The organism is Agrobacterium sp. CG674, from assembly GCF_053521645.1.
Map to the genome: position 1 here is coordinate 1 of NZ_JBNWDZ010000008.1, position 14,830 is coordinate 14,830.

15 protein-coding genes, 1 tRNA gene and 1 pseudogene are annotated in these 14,830 nt (G+C 54.4%); 10 read left to right on the plus strand and 7 right to left on the minus strand.

The window, feature by feature from the left end; translation table 11 throughout:
* Positions 1–448 precede the first annotated feature (448 nt).
* The 5 genes and pseudogenes from ACQZ51_RS19075 to ACQZ51_RS19095 all read left to right on the plus strand — a co-directional run.
* Positions 449–553: pseudogene (locus ACQZ51_RS19075) on the plus strand (GntR family transcriptional regulator); the annotation flags it as partial.
* 107 nt (positions 554–660) lie between these two features.
* Complete coding sequence (locus ACQZ51_RS19080; protein WP_448779634.1) at positions 661–861, plus strand: FCD domain-containing protein; 201 nt, start codon at positions 661–663, stop codon at positions 859–861.
* A gap of 20 nt (positions 862–881) precedes the next feature.
* Positions 882–1,241, plus strand: a complete 360-nt coding sequence (locus tag ACQZ51_RS19085; protein WP_448779635.1) for a dihydrodipicolinate synthase family protein — start codon at positions 882–884, stop codon at positions 1,239–1,241.
* 173 nt (positions 1,242–1,414) lie between these two features.
* On the plus strand, positions 1,415–1,798 hold the full coding sequence (locus tag ACQZ51_RS19090; RefSeq protein WP_448779637.1) for a dihydrodipicolinate synthase family protein: 384 nt from the start codon (positions 1,415–1,417) through the stop codon (positions 1,796–1,798).
* Between the two features lie 126 nt (positions 1,799–1,924).
* Positions 1,925–1,998, plus strand: a tRNA-Gln gene (locus tag ACQZ51_RS19095).
* Positions 1,999–2,546: 548 nt separating this feature from the next.
* On the opposite strand, the gene ACQZ51_RS19100 is transcribed toward ACQZ51_RS19095, so the two are convergent.
* From ACQZ51_RS19100 to ACQZ51_RS19125, 6 genes are read right to left on the minus strand one after another with little or no spacing between them, the layout of a single operon-like run.
* A complete protein-coding gene (locus ACQZ51_RS19100; RefSeq protein ID WP_448779638.1) occupies positions 2,547–3,554 on the minus strand; it encodes an AraC family transcriptional regulator in 1,008 nt (335 codons plus the stop codon).
* Positions 3,555–3,564: 10 nt separating this feature from the next.
* Complete coding sequence (gene hpaH, locus ACQZ51_RS19105) at positions 3,565–4,347, minus strand: 2-oxo-hept-4-ene-1,7-dioate hydratase (RefSeq protein ID WP_448779640.1); 783 nt, start codon at positions 4,345–4,347, stop codon at positions 3,565–3,567.
* A gap of 17 nt (positions 4,348–4,364) precedes the next feature.
* Positions 4,365–4,751 carry a RidA family protein gene (locus ACQZ51_RS19110; protein ID WP_448779642.1) on the minus strand — a complete coding sequence of 129 codons (387 nt, stop codon included), beginning with the start codon at positions 4,749–4,751 and terminating at the stop codon, positions 4,365–4,367.
* 47 nt (positions 4,752–4,798) lie between these two features.
* Positions 4,799–5,332, minus strand: a complete 534-nt coding sequence (gene nbaC, locus ACQZ51_RS19115) for a 3-hydroxyanthranilate 3,4-dioxygenase (RefSeq protein ID WP_448779644.1) — start codon at positions 5,330–5,332, stop codon at positions 4,799–4,801.
* Positions 5,333–5,342: 10 nt separating this feature from the next.
* On the minus strand, positions 5,343–5,849 hold the full coding sequence (locus ACQZ51_RS19120; protein ID WP_448779646.1) for a flavin reductase: 507 nt from the start codon (positions 5,847–5,849) through the stop codon (positions 5,343–5,345).
* Between the two features lie 2 nt (positions 5,850–5,851).
* A complete protein-coding gene (locus ACQZ51_RS19125; RefSeq protein WP_448779647.1) occupies positions 5,852–7,423 on the minus strand; it encodes a 4-hydroxyphenylacetate 3-hydroxylase N-terminal domain-containing protein in 1,572 nt (523 codons plus the stop codon).
* A 267-nt stretch (positions 7,424–7,690) separates the two neighbouring features.
* Here ACQZ51_RS19125 and ACQZ51_RS19130 point away from each other — a divergent pair, with 267 nt between their 5' ends.
* On the plus strand, positions 7,691–8,458 hold the full coding sequence (locus ACQZ51_RS19130) for an aldolase/citrate lyase family protein (protein ID WP_448779649.1): 768 nt from the start codon (positions 7,691–7,693) through the stop codon (positions 8,456–8,458).
* Positions 8,459–8,470: 12 nt separating this feature from the next.
* On the opposite strand, the gene ACQZ51_RS19135 is transcribed toward ACQZ51_RS19130, so the two are convergent.
* Positions 8,471–9,445 (minus strand): LysR family transcriptional regulator, encoded by a 975-nt coding sequence (locus ACQZ51_RS19135; protein ID WP_448779651.1) that lies wholly within the window; start codon positions 9,443–9,445, stop codon positions 8,471–8,473.
* 103 nt (positions 9,446–9,548) lie between these two features.
* On the opposite strand from ACQZ51_RS19135, the gene ACQZ51_RS19140 reads away from it, so the two are divergent.
* The 4 genes from ACQZ51_RS19140 (at position 9,549) to ACQZ51_RS19155 (ending at position 14,830) form a co-directional block, all read left to right on the plus strand.
* Positions 9,549–11,024 (plus strand): carboxylesterase/lipase family protein, encoded by a 1,476-nt coding sequence (locus tag ACQZ51_RS19140; RefSeq protein ID WP_448779653.1) that lies wholly within the window; start codon positions 9,549–9,551, stop codon positions 11,022–11,024.
* A gap of 116 nt (positions 11,025–11,140) precedes the next feature.
* Positions 11,141–12,394, plus strand: coding sequence for an MFS transporter (locus ACQZ51_RS19145; RefSeq protein ID WP_448779655.1), 1,254 nt, complete (start codon positions 11,141–11,143; stop codon positions 12,392–12,394).
* Between the two features lie 260 nt (positions 12,395–12,654).
* Positions 12,655–13,827 (plus strand): ABC transporter substrate-binding protein, encoded by a 1,173-nt coding sequence (locus ACQZ51_RS19150; protein ID WP_448779656.1) that lies wholly within the window; start codon positions 12,655–12,657, stop codon positions 13,825–13,827.
* A 139-nt stretch (positions 13,828–13,966) separates the two neighbouring features.
* Entirely contained in the window at positions 13,967–14,830 is an 864-nt protein-coding gene (locus ACQZ51_RS19155; protein WP_448779657.1) for a branched-chain amino acid ABC transporter permease, read from the plus strand.

Sequence of the window (14,830 nt, forward strand, 5' to 3'; positions counted from 1 at the left end):
GTCTCAATCCTCAGAACCAAACCTCTCGGCCAATTCCAGGTTTTCTCTAGAACGAAGGACATCGTCGCTAGCAGCGCCGCCGCCCTCGTCAGTGAGCGGGTTATAGAGGACACCCCCGCAGATAGTCAACAGCACCCGAGACAGAAAATACAGAAAAACACTAAGTGATTGGTTATAAAGGCGTATTTTCGACTTAAGAGCTGGAACTCTTACGACAAGGCGAGTTTCGCCGTTGGCGGACTTGCTCCAGCATCTTGCCAACATCATCTCATTCGCCGTGCACCCTCCTGCCCTCCAACAACTTTCGCAGCCCTATGCATTTAATTGCATCAGTGTCTTAGGCGCTCACATTTTGCCGAAACCAATTTATCGTCCTGAAGCCGCCCGTTGAGCGCCTCGACCCTGAACACTCGACGCCTCGGGACCATGTCTATCGGCTGTTAGAAAGGCGATAATATCAGCGCGGTTTACATGGGAAGAGCATGTCAACGTACGAGAACTTGCAGAGCGACTGGGTGTCAGTACCACACCACTCAAAGAAACCCTGCACTAGCTTGAAGCTGAAGGATTAGTCCAAACGCTTGCGAGAGCGGTGTCATCATTCGTTTCAACGCAGACTTAGTGGAGGAAACGATACTGGGCAGAGCAGCGCTTGAATCGATGATCGCGCGGCTTGCCGCCAAACGGTGTGGCCAAAACGACATTCAGGCAATTGAGAGAACGATCGATCACATGCGTTTCGCGACTATGAATGTGTCTGCCGATGAACTGATTGAACTGAACGAGACGTTTCACGATCATATCCATGCAGTATCGCAGCCGATACCTCGCTGGAATGATCGAGCGTCAAAAGTTTCATGACGCGACCGTGAAGGTTCGAAATGCATTGGAAGGTATCCGGTATTCCGGTGACACCTTATGCGACAGATGGACAAGTCGACACATTTAAGCTGTCGATGCTTATCAAACGCCTCGCTGATGCTGGCGTCCAGAACATTATGGCGGCGGGTAATACCGGTGAGTTTTTCACCCTAATGACCGCTAAGGTGCGGCTCGTGCATCGCACGACAATAAAGGGGCGTGATGGCAAGTCTTTGGTCAGCGCAACTGTTGGCCGTTCTTTGACTGATGCTAAAGCACGCGCAAGTGATGCTATCTCTGATAGGCGCCGACGCAATCATGGGCCACGATCAGATCGATCCCTTCGCCGGACCAAGCTATCAAGCGAAATACTTTCTTGAGCCAGCGGAAGCTTCAACTACTCCTGTCAGAGCGTATGTCGTAGCGACGCACTGTCGGTGAGTGATTTTCGGCACCTCGCGGTTCACGACAATATTTCTGGTATCAAATACGCCTCTGGCAAACTCATGCTTCTGGCCGAAGTTATTCGTGCGACGCAGGACACGCGACCATTTTGGTCTGGGGCCTGACAGAAGGATGGGCGCCTGCATTTTATGCCATGGGTGCACACGGCGTTACATCCGGCCTGGTTAATGTCTTTCCCGAACGATCCCAGGCCATTCAACGTACTTTGGAAGCGGAAAATTACAAAGCAGCCCGCAGCTTGATTGATGCTATTGCTGGCTTCGACGCCCTTAGAACGAGATATCAGAACGTTGCGAATGTGACAGTCGTCAAAGAAGCGTTGAAAATGCTAGGAACAGACGTGGGTCCAGTACGGATACCTGGTGTGAAAGCACTTGATTCTGCCGAACGTGCTGAACTCAAGGAAATTATCGAGCACGTGAAAGCCAGCCCCGGTAGCTGGCTTTCATCAGAAGTCGCATACGATCGGTAGCATCTAGAGGCAGACAAGATCCGGCCATTGAGAAATGTCGCTTGCGACGCATTTTTCGACTTGCATCCCCAAAAAAATCATTTATACGACGGACCAACGGAATGCTTAGGCATCTCCTGATGGCGTTGGGGAATAGTTCAACGGTAGAACGACGGACTCTGACTCCGTTAATCTTGGTTCGAATCCAGGTTCCCCAGCCACTATCTCTCCTGAATGAAATCAGCCGCTTAGGAAGAAAGTCTAAAACGCTAAGTGTAGCCGCTTTGCGGATCCTCCATATCGACTTCCTCGCCACGCTGGCTTATGACATCACGCCTACGCCCTTAATCAGTGCAAAACCCGCGTCCGAAGCTCTGGTGAGCGCATCGATAACGTCTTGGCGGTATGAAGCCTGAGCGATTGCTATTCTAAGCTAGGATGGCTGATGAAACTGTGAGGGCGAGCGCCTTAGCTACACGCTTAAAGAGGGATGTCTGTGCTGACCCAGTCACAACGTCCAGCGCGGGCTTCTCGTCTTCAATACGCAACTGCCTGATACCTGACAGTGCGGCTTTGAGCTGATCGTCCATTTTGGAACGCTCGACTTCGAGCAATTTCAGGGGATTGTTATGCCCACGATTTGTATAGACAGTAGGTCTCTGTTTTTATCAGGGCCTCCAACTCATCCTAGCGTGCGAACAGGTCTCCCCTCTGTGCAATGAAGGGATCGACGCCGACGCGAGCCGTGCGCGTGCGGTAAAACTCCTACTTAGTCCTCAAGTTGTGAGTCACCCTTTTGAAGACCATGACGGAATTCTTGTGGAGGCAAACGGCGATGCGCCTTGAAGAAGCGGACGAAGTGCGACGGATGTGAGTAGCCCAGAAGGTAGGAAATTTCTTTGATGGAGAACTGCGTATAAAGGAGCAATTGGCATGCTTGATACAGCAACGCCTCCTGGATCAGTTCGCGTGCGCTCACGCCCGCCACAAGTTTGCACGCCGTATTCAATAGATGAGGCGTTGTGGATAGCGCCTCAGCAAAGTTTAAGGTCGTCGGTGGAAACCTCATTTTCATTTTGCGAATGCCGAGCTGCCTGATCTCTTCGCCAATGAGGTCTTGGCAGCGATCAAACATCTGAACTGCCTGAATATTTCCCTTTCTGGTCTGACCTCTTTCGTTGCTGACGGCAAAAATCTCAAGTTCCAGCAGAAGCGCTGCAAAGAGATGGCGCATCAACTCGCGCTTGTTCTCATGGTAGGCAGATACGTGGTTGGAGAGGGATGCCAACAATTGATGGATCGATGTGTGTCCGCGCGGGTCATCTATGGCAAAGGATCGCGCCGCCGCCACGCGCAGATATGCACGCGATACTCCACTGGATGTCGAACCGAGCCCGTTCACTACATCGGGCGAAACGCTTACGACAAAGCCGTCAGAGCCTGGTTCGTAAGAGAAGCGGTGGATCGTCCCGGCTTTGGTGAAGACGCAGGATGGCGCTTGCAGGATGAACACCATGCCGTCGTGTTCGTATTCGCAATATCCAGTTAGAAGAATTGACAGCTGGTCGAAATCCGGATGCACATGAAGCGGTATGTTCCAATCGACTTCGGCATTCCGGACTTCCAGTTTCTCGGCGTGCAGAAAGGCATAAATCTCTTCCTTGCAAGGTTCGCCAAAGAGAAAAAATGCCGGGACCTGTATGCCTTTCTGGATTGCCAATGACTTCACCACAGCTTGCGCACTTGCCTTGAGTTCGCTGTTGCCTGGTGTTGTCATCGGACCCCCCTTAAATAAAGCTTACGCCGATGGAGCCTAATTCACCATAGTTCGCCTCGATAACATCCCCTTTGACGATATCGACTGGACGCGTGAACGAGCCGCCGAGGACAATCTGCCCCTTCTCGAGTTTCTCGCCTACGGCATGCAATTTGTTCGCCAGCCAGGCTATTCCCGCAGCCGGATGCCCCATGATCGACGCCGAAACTCCGGATTCCTCGATGATCCCGTTTTTCGACAATGTTGCCCCGACCCATCGGACATCGACATCGAACGGGCGAACGACCCGGCCACCGACGACCACACCACCCGAGGCTGCATTGTCGGCAATGGTGTCGGTGATAGCCCGTGGGACCTCTGTGCGATAGTCAATGATCTCAAGAGCCGGGACCACATATTCGGTTGCCCGCATCACGTCATAGATTTGAATGCCGGGCCCCTCCAGATCGCTGGCCAGCACAAAAGCAAGCTCCACCTCAAGACGGGGGCGGATAAATGTGCTCGTATCGATTTGCGCGCCATCCCGATACATCATGTGGTCGAGCAGATGACCATAGTCCGGCTCGGTAATCTTTGATGCCATTTGCATAGCGCGAGAGGTCAGGCCGATCTTATGGCCAACTTGGCGCGCGCCCTTTTCCCTGTGCAAATCGGCCCACAGCTTTTGAATGGCGTAGGCGTCCTGCAATTCGATGTCGGGATAGGTTCGGCTCAGTTGCGGGATCACACGCTTGTCGTGTTCCGCCCTGAACAGGTCTGCGGCGCCTTGCCGGCGTTGTTCGTCAGTCAGCATTGATTTCTTCGTCCTTCTCAGGCTTCTGCGACGCAGTCGATCTCCAAAAGGAAATCTTTGCGTGGCAAGCGAGCTTCAACCGTCGTTCGTGCGGGCCAGCCCGATGGCTCGTCGCCGAAGAACTCCCGATAGATTTCATTCATCTCGTCAAAATCTGCGCGGCGGTCGAGATAGATGTTGATCTTGCCGATCTTTTCAACAGAGCTTCCCGCATATTCGAGCGTCGCCTTGATGTGCTGCAGCGCTAGACGCATCTGCGCAGCAAAATCACCTTTGGGCACCTGCACATTTGAATCATATCCCGGAAAACCGGAAACGAATATCAGGCCACCAATCTTTACTGCATTTGAATGTGGGGATTTGGAACGGGGCAGTGCGGGGTTGTTGTAAATGGTTCGTGCCAAGGGCCTGTATCCTCGTTGTCGTGTTGGAAGCTATTTATCTTGCTGTATTATTCGCCGCTTGACCGCCAGGTCGTCGGGATCCTGCGATCCGGGTCCTTTACCCACGTCGCCCATTTTTCCTGCACGAGCTTCAGGTCCAGCTCGATGTTCTTGACAAGGAATTCTCCGCGAAACTCGAGATTGCCATCATCATCATACCACTCCAACGCATCGACCTCACCCGGTTGGCGATATCGCTCGATGACGAGGCCGATACACCCTTCCGGACGTTGGGGGGAATGGCGAACATGTGCCGGGAGTAGGAACATCTCCCCCTCGCGCACCACCACTTCGCTTCTCTCACGCGTGGCTGGGTCTATCAGCCGCAGAGTAACATCCCCCCGCAACTGAATGAACAATTCCTCGCCGGGATCATCATGATAGTCAGGCCTGTAATTCGGCCCTCCCACCATCATCACCATGAGATTTTGCCAATTCTCTTTCCAAAACTGGATATTCCCAATCGGCGGTTTCAGAGTGGCACCGTTTTCGTCAATCCAGTCGTCCAGATTGATCGGCATATTTGAAGGTGTCAGCTTCATGATGGTCTCCTCAAACGTTGGCGTGGCGGCCGATCGACACGGCGTGATATGCCCGGTTGCAATAGATCAAAGCTTCATCCGGGTTAGGGTTGACGTCGATCTTGATCACTCGGCCAAACAAAATCGAGTGTGTGCCAACTTCCTTAACTTCGGTGATCTCGCAATCGATAAGGCAAAGCGCCTGCTGATGTCCCGGTGATCCGGTCGGCATCCGGGACCAGTCTGCACCGGAAAACCTGTCCTGCATTTCAACACCCGCACTGCCGGAAAATTGCTGCGAAAGATGTTTTTGATCGTTGCTCAAGACATTGATGCAGAAGACGCCGTTGTGCTTGAAGACCTCGTTCATGGCGCTCGAACGGTTGAGGCATACCAGCACGATTGCAGGATCGTCAGTCACGGAGCAAACGGCCGTGCATGTGTAACCGCAACGTCCTTTGGCGCCGTCAGTGGTCACGACGTTGACCGCGGCTGCAATATGCGCCATCGCGTCTCGGAATTGGCTTTTGTCAACCATCCTCACTGCTCCCCAGAGCGAGCTTTGAAGATCGATACATCGTCGACGTTGTGATAGGCGGGATCGATCCAACCGTTTTCATCGTAATCCGCCATCGCAGCCGCGGCCAGATCTTCCATGGCGGCAAGTTTGCCACTGCCCTTTGCATGCATAAGAGCCTGCATGCGGATCATTTCGTGGTTACCGAAATAGTTGCGCTCATACAGTTCATGACGAGCCCCAAATTCAGAGCCTATGGCATCCCACAGGGTCTTCATGATCTTGATACGCTCTTTGTAGTCCACACCGTTTGAACCACGGACGTATCGCTTCAAATACTCGTCCAGATACGGATTTTTGAAGTCGAGCGCGCTGGATGGTAGATAGATCAGCCCGGAAGCAACAATCTTCTCGATAATGCCGCGTACGGCTGGATAAGCTTCGCTTGCCAGAATCCGGTAAGTCACAGACGCGTTCACGTTGGGCAATACCGCGCCGCCAACCCATTCGTCGGGCGCACCCGCCATGGCGTCGGTCAGCGCCCAGAACAGATTACGCCAACCGATCATTTCCCCAACAAGCACCTGCACGCCGCGGAAATCATCTGTACCGGACGCGCGCAATGCCTTCTGTGTCAGGCCGATGATGAAATCGAGTTTCACCGCCAGACGCGTGCAGCCTTGGAAGGTGAAGCCGTTGAGGAAACCTGACCGGTTGTAGAAGGTCTTCAGCATCTCCTTGTCGCGATAGCAGAAGACATTTTCCCAGGGAATGAAGGCATTGTCGAAAATGAAGATGGCGTCATTCTCATCGAAGCGACTGGTCAAGGGATAGTCGAAGGGAGATCCTGTCGCAGCCGCCGCCAATTCGTAGGATGGACGGCAGATCAGCTTCACACCGGGCGTGTCCATGGGGGCCATGAACATTACCGCCATACTGTCATCGGTCAGCTCTGCGGATAGGTTTTGGCCGAGGAAGTTGTAATGCGTGAGAGCGGATGAGGTCGCAACCACCTTCGCGCCCGAAACGAAAAACCCTGAATCGGTTTCCTTCGTCACATTGATGAACACGTCCTTGACGTCATCCATCGCCTTGTTTCTGTCGATGGGAGGATTGACCAAGGCGTGATTGATGAATGCCACGGATTCCTGGGCGCGGGTATACCAGGACCGCGCATTCCCAGCGAACTTACCGTAGAAATCAGGGTTTGCGCCGAGCGTGTTTGTGAAACTAGCCTTGTAGTCAGGGCTTCGGCCCATCCAGCCATAGGTGATGCGTGCCCAGTCGGCGATGGCGTCACGCTGGGCGAAAAGTTCCTGACTGGTGCGAGCATAGCGGAAGAACTTGTGGGTATAGCCACCCGAACCTGTGTCTGTTTCGACCGTCAGACGAGACTTCGTCTTCTCGTCGTGCAGCGCATCGTAAAGCTTCGAGATCGAAACGGCGGCATTTCGAAAGCCGGGATGAGTGGTGACATCCTTGACCCTCTCGCCGTAAATCCAAATCTCTCTGTCGTCACGGAGTGACTCCAGATATTCGGCTCCGGTGAATGGCCGGTTTTTACCATCCAGAATACTCTCGGGCCTGCCTGTCATCGCAATCGATCTCCCAACATTGGTTGCAGCTTGATTTTGCCGCGTGTGAACTCATGATAGGAAATAGGGCGATGATGGCTACCAAGTTGAATAGCCATTTTTACCAAATGCATTACCTTAGGATGGCGGAATTTACCGAAAAACTAGCGCACCTGCTGTGTCGGGTAGCCTTTTTCTTAACATCGCATGCGAAATGGTGACCATAGGATGTTCCATCAGCATGAGCGACGCTAGCATCGGTACAACGCTGATTTAGGAGCCTTGACAATGGAATTGCCTCGTAACGTATTCAAAGCGTCGCTACGCGAGCGGCGCAGTCAGATCGGCCTTTGGTGCAGTCTTCCTGGCCCTTATGCGGCTGAAATTGCAGCGGGTTCGGGCTATGATTGGCTGTTGTTCGACACGGAGCATTCTCCAGGAGATCCCCTGACCGTATTACCGCAATTGCAGGCCGTTGCGCCATATCCGGTGTCTGCGGTTGTTAGGCCGGCGACGAATGATGCGGTGCTGATAAAACGCCTGCTCGACTTTGGAGCGCAGACATTGCTCATTCCCTATGTGCAGAGTCCTGAGGAGGCGAGAGAAGCGGTGGCTGCGATGCGGTATGCTCCTAGAGGTATTCGGGGTGTTTCCGGATTGACAAGAGCAACCCGTTTCGGCCGTGTGGCAAATTACGCCACGCTCGCCGAAGATGAGCTCTGCCTACTCGTTCAGGTTGAGACAGTTACTGCTCTGGAGCGCCTAGATGATATTGCAGCCGTTGATGGCGTCGATGGCGTCTTCATCGGTCCGGCTGATCTGGCTGCTTCCATGGGTTATGTCGGCCAGCCGGGACATCCGGAAGTGAAGAAGGCAGTTGAAGATTCCATCATCCGCCTCACTGCCATGGGCAATGCGTCAGGCATCTTAACGACAGACAAGGAGTTTGCAGCGAAATGCATATCGCTCGGCTGCACTTTCACCGCTGTCGCTATCGACGCCGGACTGTTGGCGCGCGGTGCCGAAGAGGCTCGCAAGTCGTTCGGCACCAGCTGAACGACTTACGATTCAATCCAGTCGCTTCACTTCCCGCATGCCTTGCTCGATTGATCCTTGATCGCTCGCAGACGCCGATTCCGCGACGCCATTGATCATTGCGGGCAATCTTTCCAGCAGCAGATCCAGAAACTTGCGGGTTGCAGCGGTTATTGTTCTGCTGCCGGGATAGATTGCGAAGAAGCTGACCGGCTCGGGTGACCATTCGCTAAGGACCGGGACAAGCCGGCCCAAGGCGAGGTCTTCAGAGCAAAGACGCATTGGCAGTGATGCTACACCGAGTCCTTTGCGCGCGGCCTGCAACAGCGCCGTTGGCAAGGTGGTGGTAAAGACGGGATCGAACCGCACCTCGATTGTTTTTTGTCCACAGCGCAGCTTCCACGACCAATTCGTATCGCGCCCGCCCAGCCCAAGGCATTTCAACAATCGCAACGACTGCGGGTCGCTGATATCCGGCCCGTTCCTTATTACGTCCGGGTGTGCAACGAGCACATAGGGTGACGTGAAGATTTTGCGAGCGACCAATGCCGAGTCAGGCAAAGCCTCAAAGGCTGGGTAGATCAAAAGGTCAGCGTGGGCTGCGCGTGGGTCATAAATGCCTGTCGTCTCCTCCAGATGAAGGCGGACATCGGGTGCAGCGACAGCAAAATCCGCCGCGATGCCATCAATGAGCAGTGATCCCAGCAATGGCGGGCAAATCACATGGAGAGTTCCGGCAGGGTTTTGCCGGGATCCCTCCGCCAAAGCAAAGATCTCGTCGGCTTCAGCGGACATTTTCGCGGATCGCTCGTAACACATCGCGCCGAAATTCGTCAGCTGGAAATGACGCGAGCTGCGATGGAAAAGTTTCATCCCCAACTGGGTTTCCAGTTCCGACATACGCCTCGCAATGGTTGATTTCGGTATGTTGAGACGTCGAGCAGCAGCGGACAGACCATCCGCATCCACCACATTTTTGAAGAGGTAAAGATCGTCGAGTCCGGGCATTCACTGTCTCATATTCGGGACGAAGGAGGCTTATTCTTGGAACGAGCAAACGGAAAAAGCGAGTCTATAGTAACCGGATAATCATTGAGCATGGAGAATGCAAATGTCCGGGTCTGTTGTCGTGAATACACCCTTCGGCGCGCTTCGCGGAACAAAAGTCGATGGTGTCTCCTGTTTCAGAAGAATACCCTATTCCTCGCCCCGAACTGGCACGGAACGCTTTGCAAAGCCCACGACGCCTCCTGCGTGGGATGGCGTACGCGATGCAAGCAGCCCTGCTTCAGTTCCGCCGCAACTGCCGTCGCGGTTGGATGCCGTAATGGGCACCTACCCGATGATGCAGGATGAAGATTGCCTGCATGTGGATATCTGGACCCCTCACGACCACGACGCCTCGGCGCCCGTACTGGCTTTCATCCATGGCGGCGCTTTCATGACCGGCGGTGGGTCTCTCGATTGCTACGACGGTCACGAACTTGCGAAAAGGACCGGTCTCGTCGTCGTAACCATCACCTACAGGTTGGGCGTTCTCGGCTTTATGCCAATTCCTGAAATGGATGCCGTCAATCTGGGCCATCATGATCAGATCGCGGCTCTGCGATGGGTGCAGCAGGCCATCCGTGCTTTCGGCGGAGATCCGGATCGGGTGACTGTCGCCGGGCAATCGGCCGGGGCGTACAGCATCGCGGTGATGCTGGGCACAAATGTCGGACAAGGCTTGTTCCATCAGGCAATTTTGATGAGTACGCCGCTCGGCCTGCCCTTGAAGAAGGCAGAGGATTCAACAGGTTTTCGCTCTGCACTGTTGAGCGAACTTGGCTTCTCACCGGACGACTTGGACAAGCTGCGGGACGCTCCGATCACGGCCATAATGGAAGCCATCGCACGCATGCGCAACCTGCCGGTTCCCGGCGCGGCGGTGGGCGACGTAACACCTCCGTTCATGCCTGTTATTGATGGAGACCTCATTCCACGGGACCCTATCCTGTCGATTCAAAAGGGCAGTGCGGCGTGGTGCCGGACGATTATTGGCGTCACGCGTGAAGAACACGCCTCGTTTTCCATGGGGCCTTCACCGCTCAACGATTTGACCGAAGAGGGTTTACTGTCGCTTTTCCAAAGCAAGTTTGGCGAAGAAGGTGGGGAGAAATTGGCAGAAGCCAAGGCTCGACGGGTGCCTCCGACAGCGCGCTCCGTCGTCTGCGATATGTTCAGCGACGTCGATTTCGTTCTTCTCAGCTCTGCCTTTGCCGAGAGCCAATGGAGCCACGGACAGACAGCCTCGTATGCCTATCAATTCGACTGGCAGTCACCCTTGCCTGGACTGGGTGCAGGCCACTGCCTCGATTTGCCGTTCCTGTTCGGCAACCCAAAGGTCTGGAGTGTCGCACCCATGGTGGCCACAGCCGATCCGGCTGAGGTTGCTTCACTTACGGCTGTATTCCAGGGCAGTCTCGCGGCATTTGCCCTTACCGGGTCTCCGAACGGCGCAGATCTGCCGCAGTGGCCGCCCTTTGCCAAGACGCGCGCAGTGATGCACTTCGACAAACGTGTCGCCGCATACGGACATCTTGTCTGAGAACCAGCAGCACATCGGCAGCGGACTACTCATCACGGTCCGCGTTCAAGGGAGGAAAACGCAAGGAGACAAAAGCAGAATTCTCAACGTGCATATCCAAAAAATGGGGAACAAAAATGAATATGCAATCTACTCATCATGGGCTCGACAAGGCCGCCGCCGGAGAGCGTAAATCAAAGATCACGCTGATCGTCCTGTGCTTTCTGATCGTACTTCTTGATGGATTCGACACCATAACGGTGACCTTCGTGGCACCGGTCCTGGCGGGCATCTGGGGCCTGCCCGTTTCGGCTATAGCACCTGCATTTCTGGCCACAAGTTTGGGAGCGGTCGTCGGCTACATTGGAGCGGGCCCGCTCGCTTTGCGGTTTGGAGAACGCAAGGTGATTCTGTTTAGCGTTGTTCTATTTGGATTGGGAACGCTGGCGACTTCGCTCTCGACGGATATCGTCACGCTGTCTTTGTTTCGGCTCTTCACCTCCATCGGTTTGGGCGCCGTCCTGCCGCTTGCAATCGGTGGCGCCTCCTCTGTCGTGTCGCAAGCCCGGCGGGCCACCACTGCAATCTTGATCGCAACCGGTCTTTCTGCTGGCGGCGTTCTGGCAGGAATTGTCGGCGGTCCACTCATTAGACATTATGGATGGGAATCCGTATTCGTCGTCGGGGGCATTCTGCCATTGCTTCTGGTGCCGGCGATCTACCGCTATTTTCCAGATGTCAGCGTCAAAACCTCCGCATCTTCGACACGAAGTCCAATATTGGGCCTGTTCGAAGGACATCTGGCACTGCAGACCGTGCTTCTCTGGCTATTTGCCTTCACGATATTCGTCGAGGCCTACGCGCTTCTGTATTGGATACCAACCTTGCTGATCAATTGGGGTATGCCCAAGGAGTTAGCTCCGGCCAGTGCTGCTGCCTTTTCAATGGGCGGGCTGGTTGGAGGCGTGCTTCTAACCGTCCTCGTCGGCAGGCTCAAGGTCCTCAAGTCTCTGTTCCTGTTTACATTTTTCGGCCTCGGATGCATCCTGTTTTTCGGGTTAGGTGAGCTTCGGCAAGAGCTTCTTATGCCAGTCGCCTTTGGATTGGGCCTCGGGCTTCTGTCTTGCTGCGTGGGCCAGAGTGCCCTTGCCGTATCCTTCTACCCTCCGCACCTGCGAACAACAGGCATTGGCTGTGCTGCGGCGGCGGGTCGAGTGGGGTCTATCATCGGCCCAGCCTTGGGTGGTGTCGTCATTGCCCTCGAATGGGCGCCGCAGCAGATCGTCTTGGCCGCAGCGATCCCGTCGATTTCGGCACTCGCTATCCTGGTCGCCACGCATCTTCTCATGCCCAAGCCGAAGTCCGACACAGGTGCGGCCACCGACAAGTAAAAGAGTGCGCCATATTTGCAGAAACAATAGCCATTGGGATTTGGTGCAGGGATCAAATCCGTCGATTTTGGCATTCGCTATCCTGGTTGCCGAGCATCCCTGGTGCCCAAGCCACAGTCCGACACAGGGTCGGTGACCTGCCGCCAGGCAATCGACGAAATGGCTATGGAATTGAGGGATGTGGTTATCCGCAACGGCTGTACTTGCTCGGCGGCAAGCTTAGGCTTCATGACATAAATAAAAGAACTGAGGGAACTTTCATGAAGCTTTCATTGTTGACCGCTGTGGTAACAGCGATCCTGTCCACCGCCGCCTTTGCAGATACGATCAAGGTCGGCGTCATTGGTCCTTTCTCCGGGCCATTTGCCTTGCAGGGAAAGAATTTCAAGGCCGGTATTGATGCCTATATGGCGCTGAATGGCCAGCAAGTTGGCGGCCACGACATTCAGATCATCTACCGCGACGTTCCGCAGGCGGATCCGGCGCAATCCAAGGCCAGCGCCCAGGAACTGGTGGTGAAGGATGCCGTTCAGTATCTGGCCGGGTTCTATTTCACGCCGGACGCGATGGCAGTGACACCGCTTCTGGAGCAAGCGAACGTGCCGATGGTCGTCATGAACGCAGGCACATCTGCGATTGTTATCAAAAGTCCGCTTGTGCTGCGCACCTCGTTCACAATGTGGCAAACGTCCCAACCCATGGCAAAGGTAGCCTTTGCGCAAGGGTTCAGGAAAGTGATCACCGTCGTCAGCGACTACGGGCCAGGTGTGGACGCAGAGACCGCCTTCAAGTCGCAGTTTATGGCTGATGGCGGGACTGTTGTAGAAGCCTTGCGTCTCCCGCTTTCGACCAACGATTTCAGTGCGGTGATGCAAAGGGTCAAAGACTCAGGTGCCGACGCGGTTTTCGCGTTTCTGCCATCGGGTCCAACAACCCTTGGCTTCGTAAAGGCCTACAATGAGAACGGCATAGCCAAGGCTGGGATTAGATTGCTATCCCCGGGGGATCTGACGCAAGAGCCAGATCTTCCGGTATTGGGGGATGCGGCTATCGGCATGCAGACAACATTCCACTACTCCGTCTCGCACGACTCGGATGCGAACAGGAAATTCGTGGCTGCAGCAGGCAAGGCGATTGGCAATCCTGCTGAACTCTCCTTCCCCGCAGTGGGTGCCTACGACGGCATGCATGTGATTTACGAAATGATCAAGGCAACCGATGGCAAGAAGGATGCCTCGAAAGCGGTCAACGCGGTGAAAGGTATGGCTTGGGAAAGCCCTCGTGGCCCAGTATCCATCGATCCTGAAACCCGTCACATCACTCAAAATATCTATCTGCGCGAGGTGAGCAAGTTGCCGAACGGGATGTACTTCAACAAGGAAATCCAAACCTTCCCAAGCCAAGGCGATCCTGGTTTGGCCGCCACGAAGTAAGGCAATTGATGCTGAACTGCTGCATCATTCGTTAAATCGGAATCGATTTCATAAGAAAATCATGCAGCAAATCTGAGTGCTACGGCGAAGCTTTGTGCGCCACATAGTGCGCTGGGCGCTGTAGGCGGGGAGTCTATTTATGTTCACCATTCTGAGCGTGGGGATTGATGCCATCGCGTATGGCATGGTCCTGTTTGTAATATCGATTGGCCTTTCGGTGACAATGGGATTGATGCGCGTTGTGAATCTGGCTCACGGCGCATTTGCAATGGTCGGAGGCTACGTCGCATCGTATGCCATACAAAATCTGGGGCTAGGCTATGGTGTCAGCCTTGTTCTCGCAGTTGCTGTCGTTATTCTGGTCGGCATACTGCTTGAGAGGTTGCTGTATCGCCGGATCTACGGCTCTTCCGATCTGACGCAAGTCCTCATGACAATTGGCATCAGCTTTTGCGTCATTGGCATAGCCAACTATGTCGCCGGCCCTACATTGAAGCCCATACCATTGCCGGAGGTGCTGAAAGCGCCACTCGATATTGGTTTCCGTACGATCACCGTCCATAAGCTTTTTGTGATCGCCATCGGCTTTGCGGTGGCAAGCGCGATTTGGTTTGTAGCAGAGAGAACTCCATTTGGCGTTCGGTTACGTGCAACCGTCGATAATGCTGCAATGGCTGGCTCTTTGGGTGTGCGCACCAAAGTAATTTACGCATCGAGTTTCGCTGTCGCAATCGGCCTGTCGGCGCTTGGTGGCATACTCGGTGCCGAGTTGCTTCCAATCGAACCTTATTACGCGCTGCGCTATATGGTGACCTTTCTTGTGGTCGTCTGCGTCGGTGGCGCAGGATCAATTGGTGGGGGCCTTGTCGCGTGCCTCCTTCTGGGCGCAATCGAAACAACTGCACGCTATGCGGCGCCTGAGTTCGGCGAGTTCTTCTTCTATCTCGCCGTCATAGTCGTGGTCAGCATATTTCCAAACGGCTTGTTAGGCGGAGCGCGGTGA

Excerpts from the sequence above, each read along its gene's own strand:
- ACQZ51_RS19135 (WP_448779651.1), bottom strand. The coding sequence starts at position 9,445 with ATGCCCGGACTCGACGATCTTTACCTCTTCAAAAATGTGGTGGATGCG.
- ACQZ51_RS19155 (WP_448779657.1), top strand. The coding sequence starts at position 13,967 with ATGTTCACCATTCTGAGCGTGGGGATTGATGCCATCGCGTATGGCATG.
- ACQZ51_RS19085 (WP_448779635.1), top strand. The coding sequence starts at position 882 with ATGCATTGGAAGGTATCCGGTATTCCGGTGACACCTTATGCGACAGAT.
- ACQZ51_RS19130 (WP_448779649.1), top strand. The coding sequence starts at position 7,691 with ATGGAATTGCCTCGTAACGTATTCAAAGCGTCGCTACGCGAGCGGCGC.
- nbaC (WP_448779644.1), bottom strand. The coding sequence starts at position 5,332 with ATGAAGCTGACACCTTCAAATATGCCGATCAATCTGGACGACTGGATT.
- ACQZ51_RS19145 (WP_448779655.1), top strand. The coding sequence starts at position 11,141 with ATGAATATGCAATCTACTCATCATGGGCTCGACAAGGCCGCCGCCGGA.
- hpaH (WP_448779640.1), bottom strand. The coding sequence starts at position 4,347 with ATGCTGACTGACGAACAACGCCGGCAAGGCGCCGCAGACCTGTTCAGG.
- ACQZ51_RS19080 (WP_448779634.1), top strand. The coding sequence starts at position 661 with ATGATCGCGCGGCTTGCCGCCAAACGGTGTGGCCAAAACGACATTCAG.
- ACQZ51_RS19125 (WP_448779647.1), bottom strand. The coding sequence starts at position 7,423 with ATGACAGGCAGGCCCGAGAGTATTCTGGATGGTAAAAACCGGCCATTC.
- ACQZ51_RS19100 (WP_448779638.1), bottom strand. The coding sequence starts at position 3,554 with ATGACAACACCAGGCAACAGCGAACTCAAGGCAAGTGCGCAAGCTGTG.
- ACQZ51_RS19120 (WP_448779646.1), bottom strand. The coding sequence starts at position 5,849 with ATGGTTGACAAAAGCCAATTCCGAGACGCGATGGCGCATATTGCAGCC.
- ACQZ51_RS19150 (WP_448779656.1), top strand. The coding sequence starts at position 12,655 with ATGAAGCTTTCATTGTTGACCGCTGTGGTAACAGCGATCCTGTCCACC.
- ACQZ51_RS19140 (WP_448779653.1), top strand. The coding sequence starts at position 9,549 with ATGTCCGGGTCTGTTGTCGTGAATACACCCTTCGGCGCGCTTCGCGGA.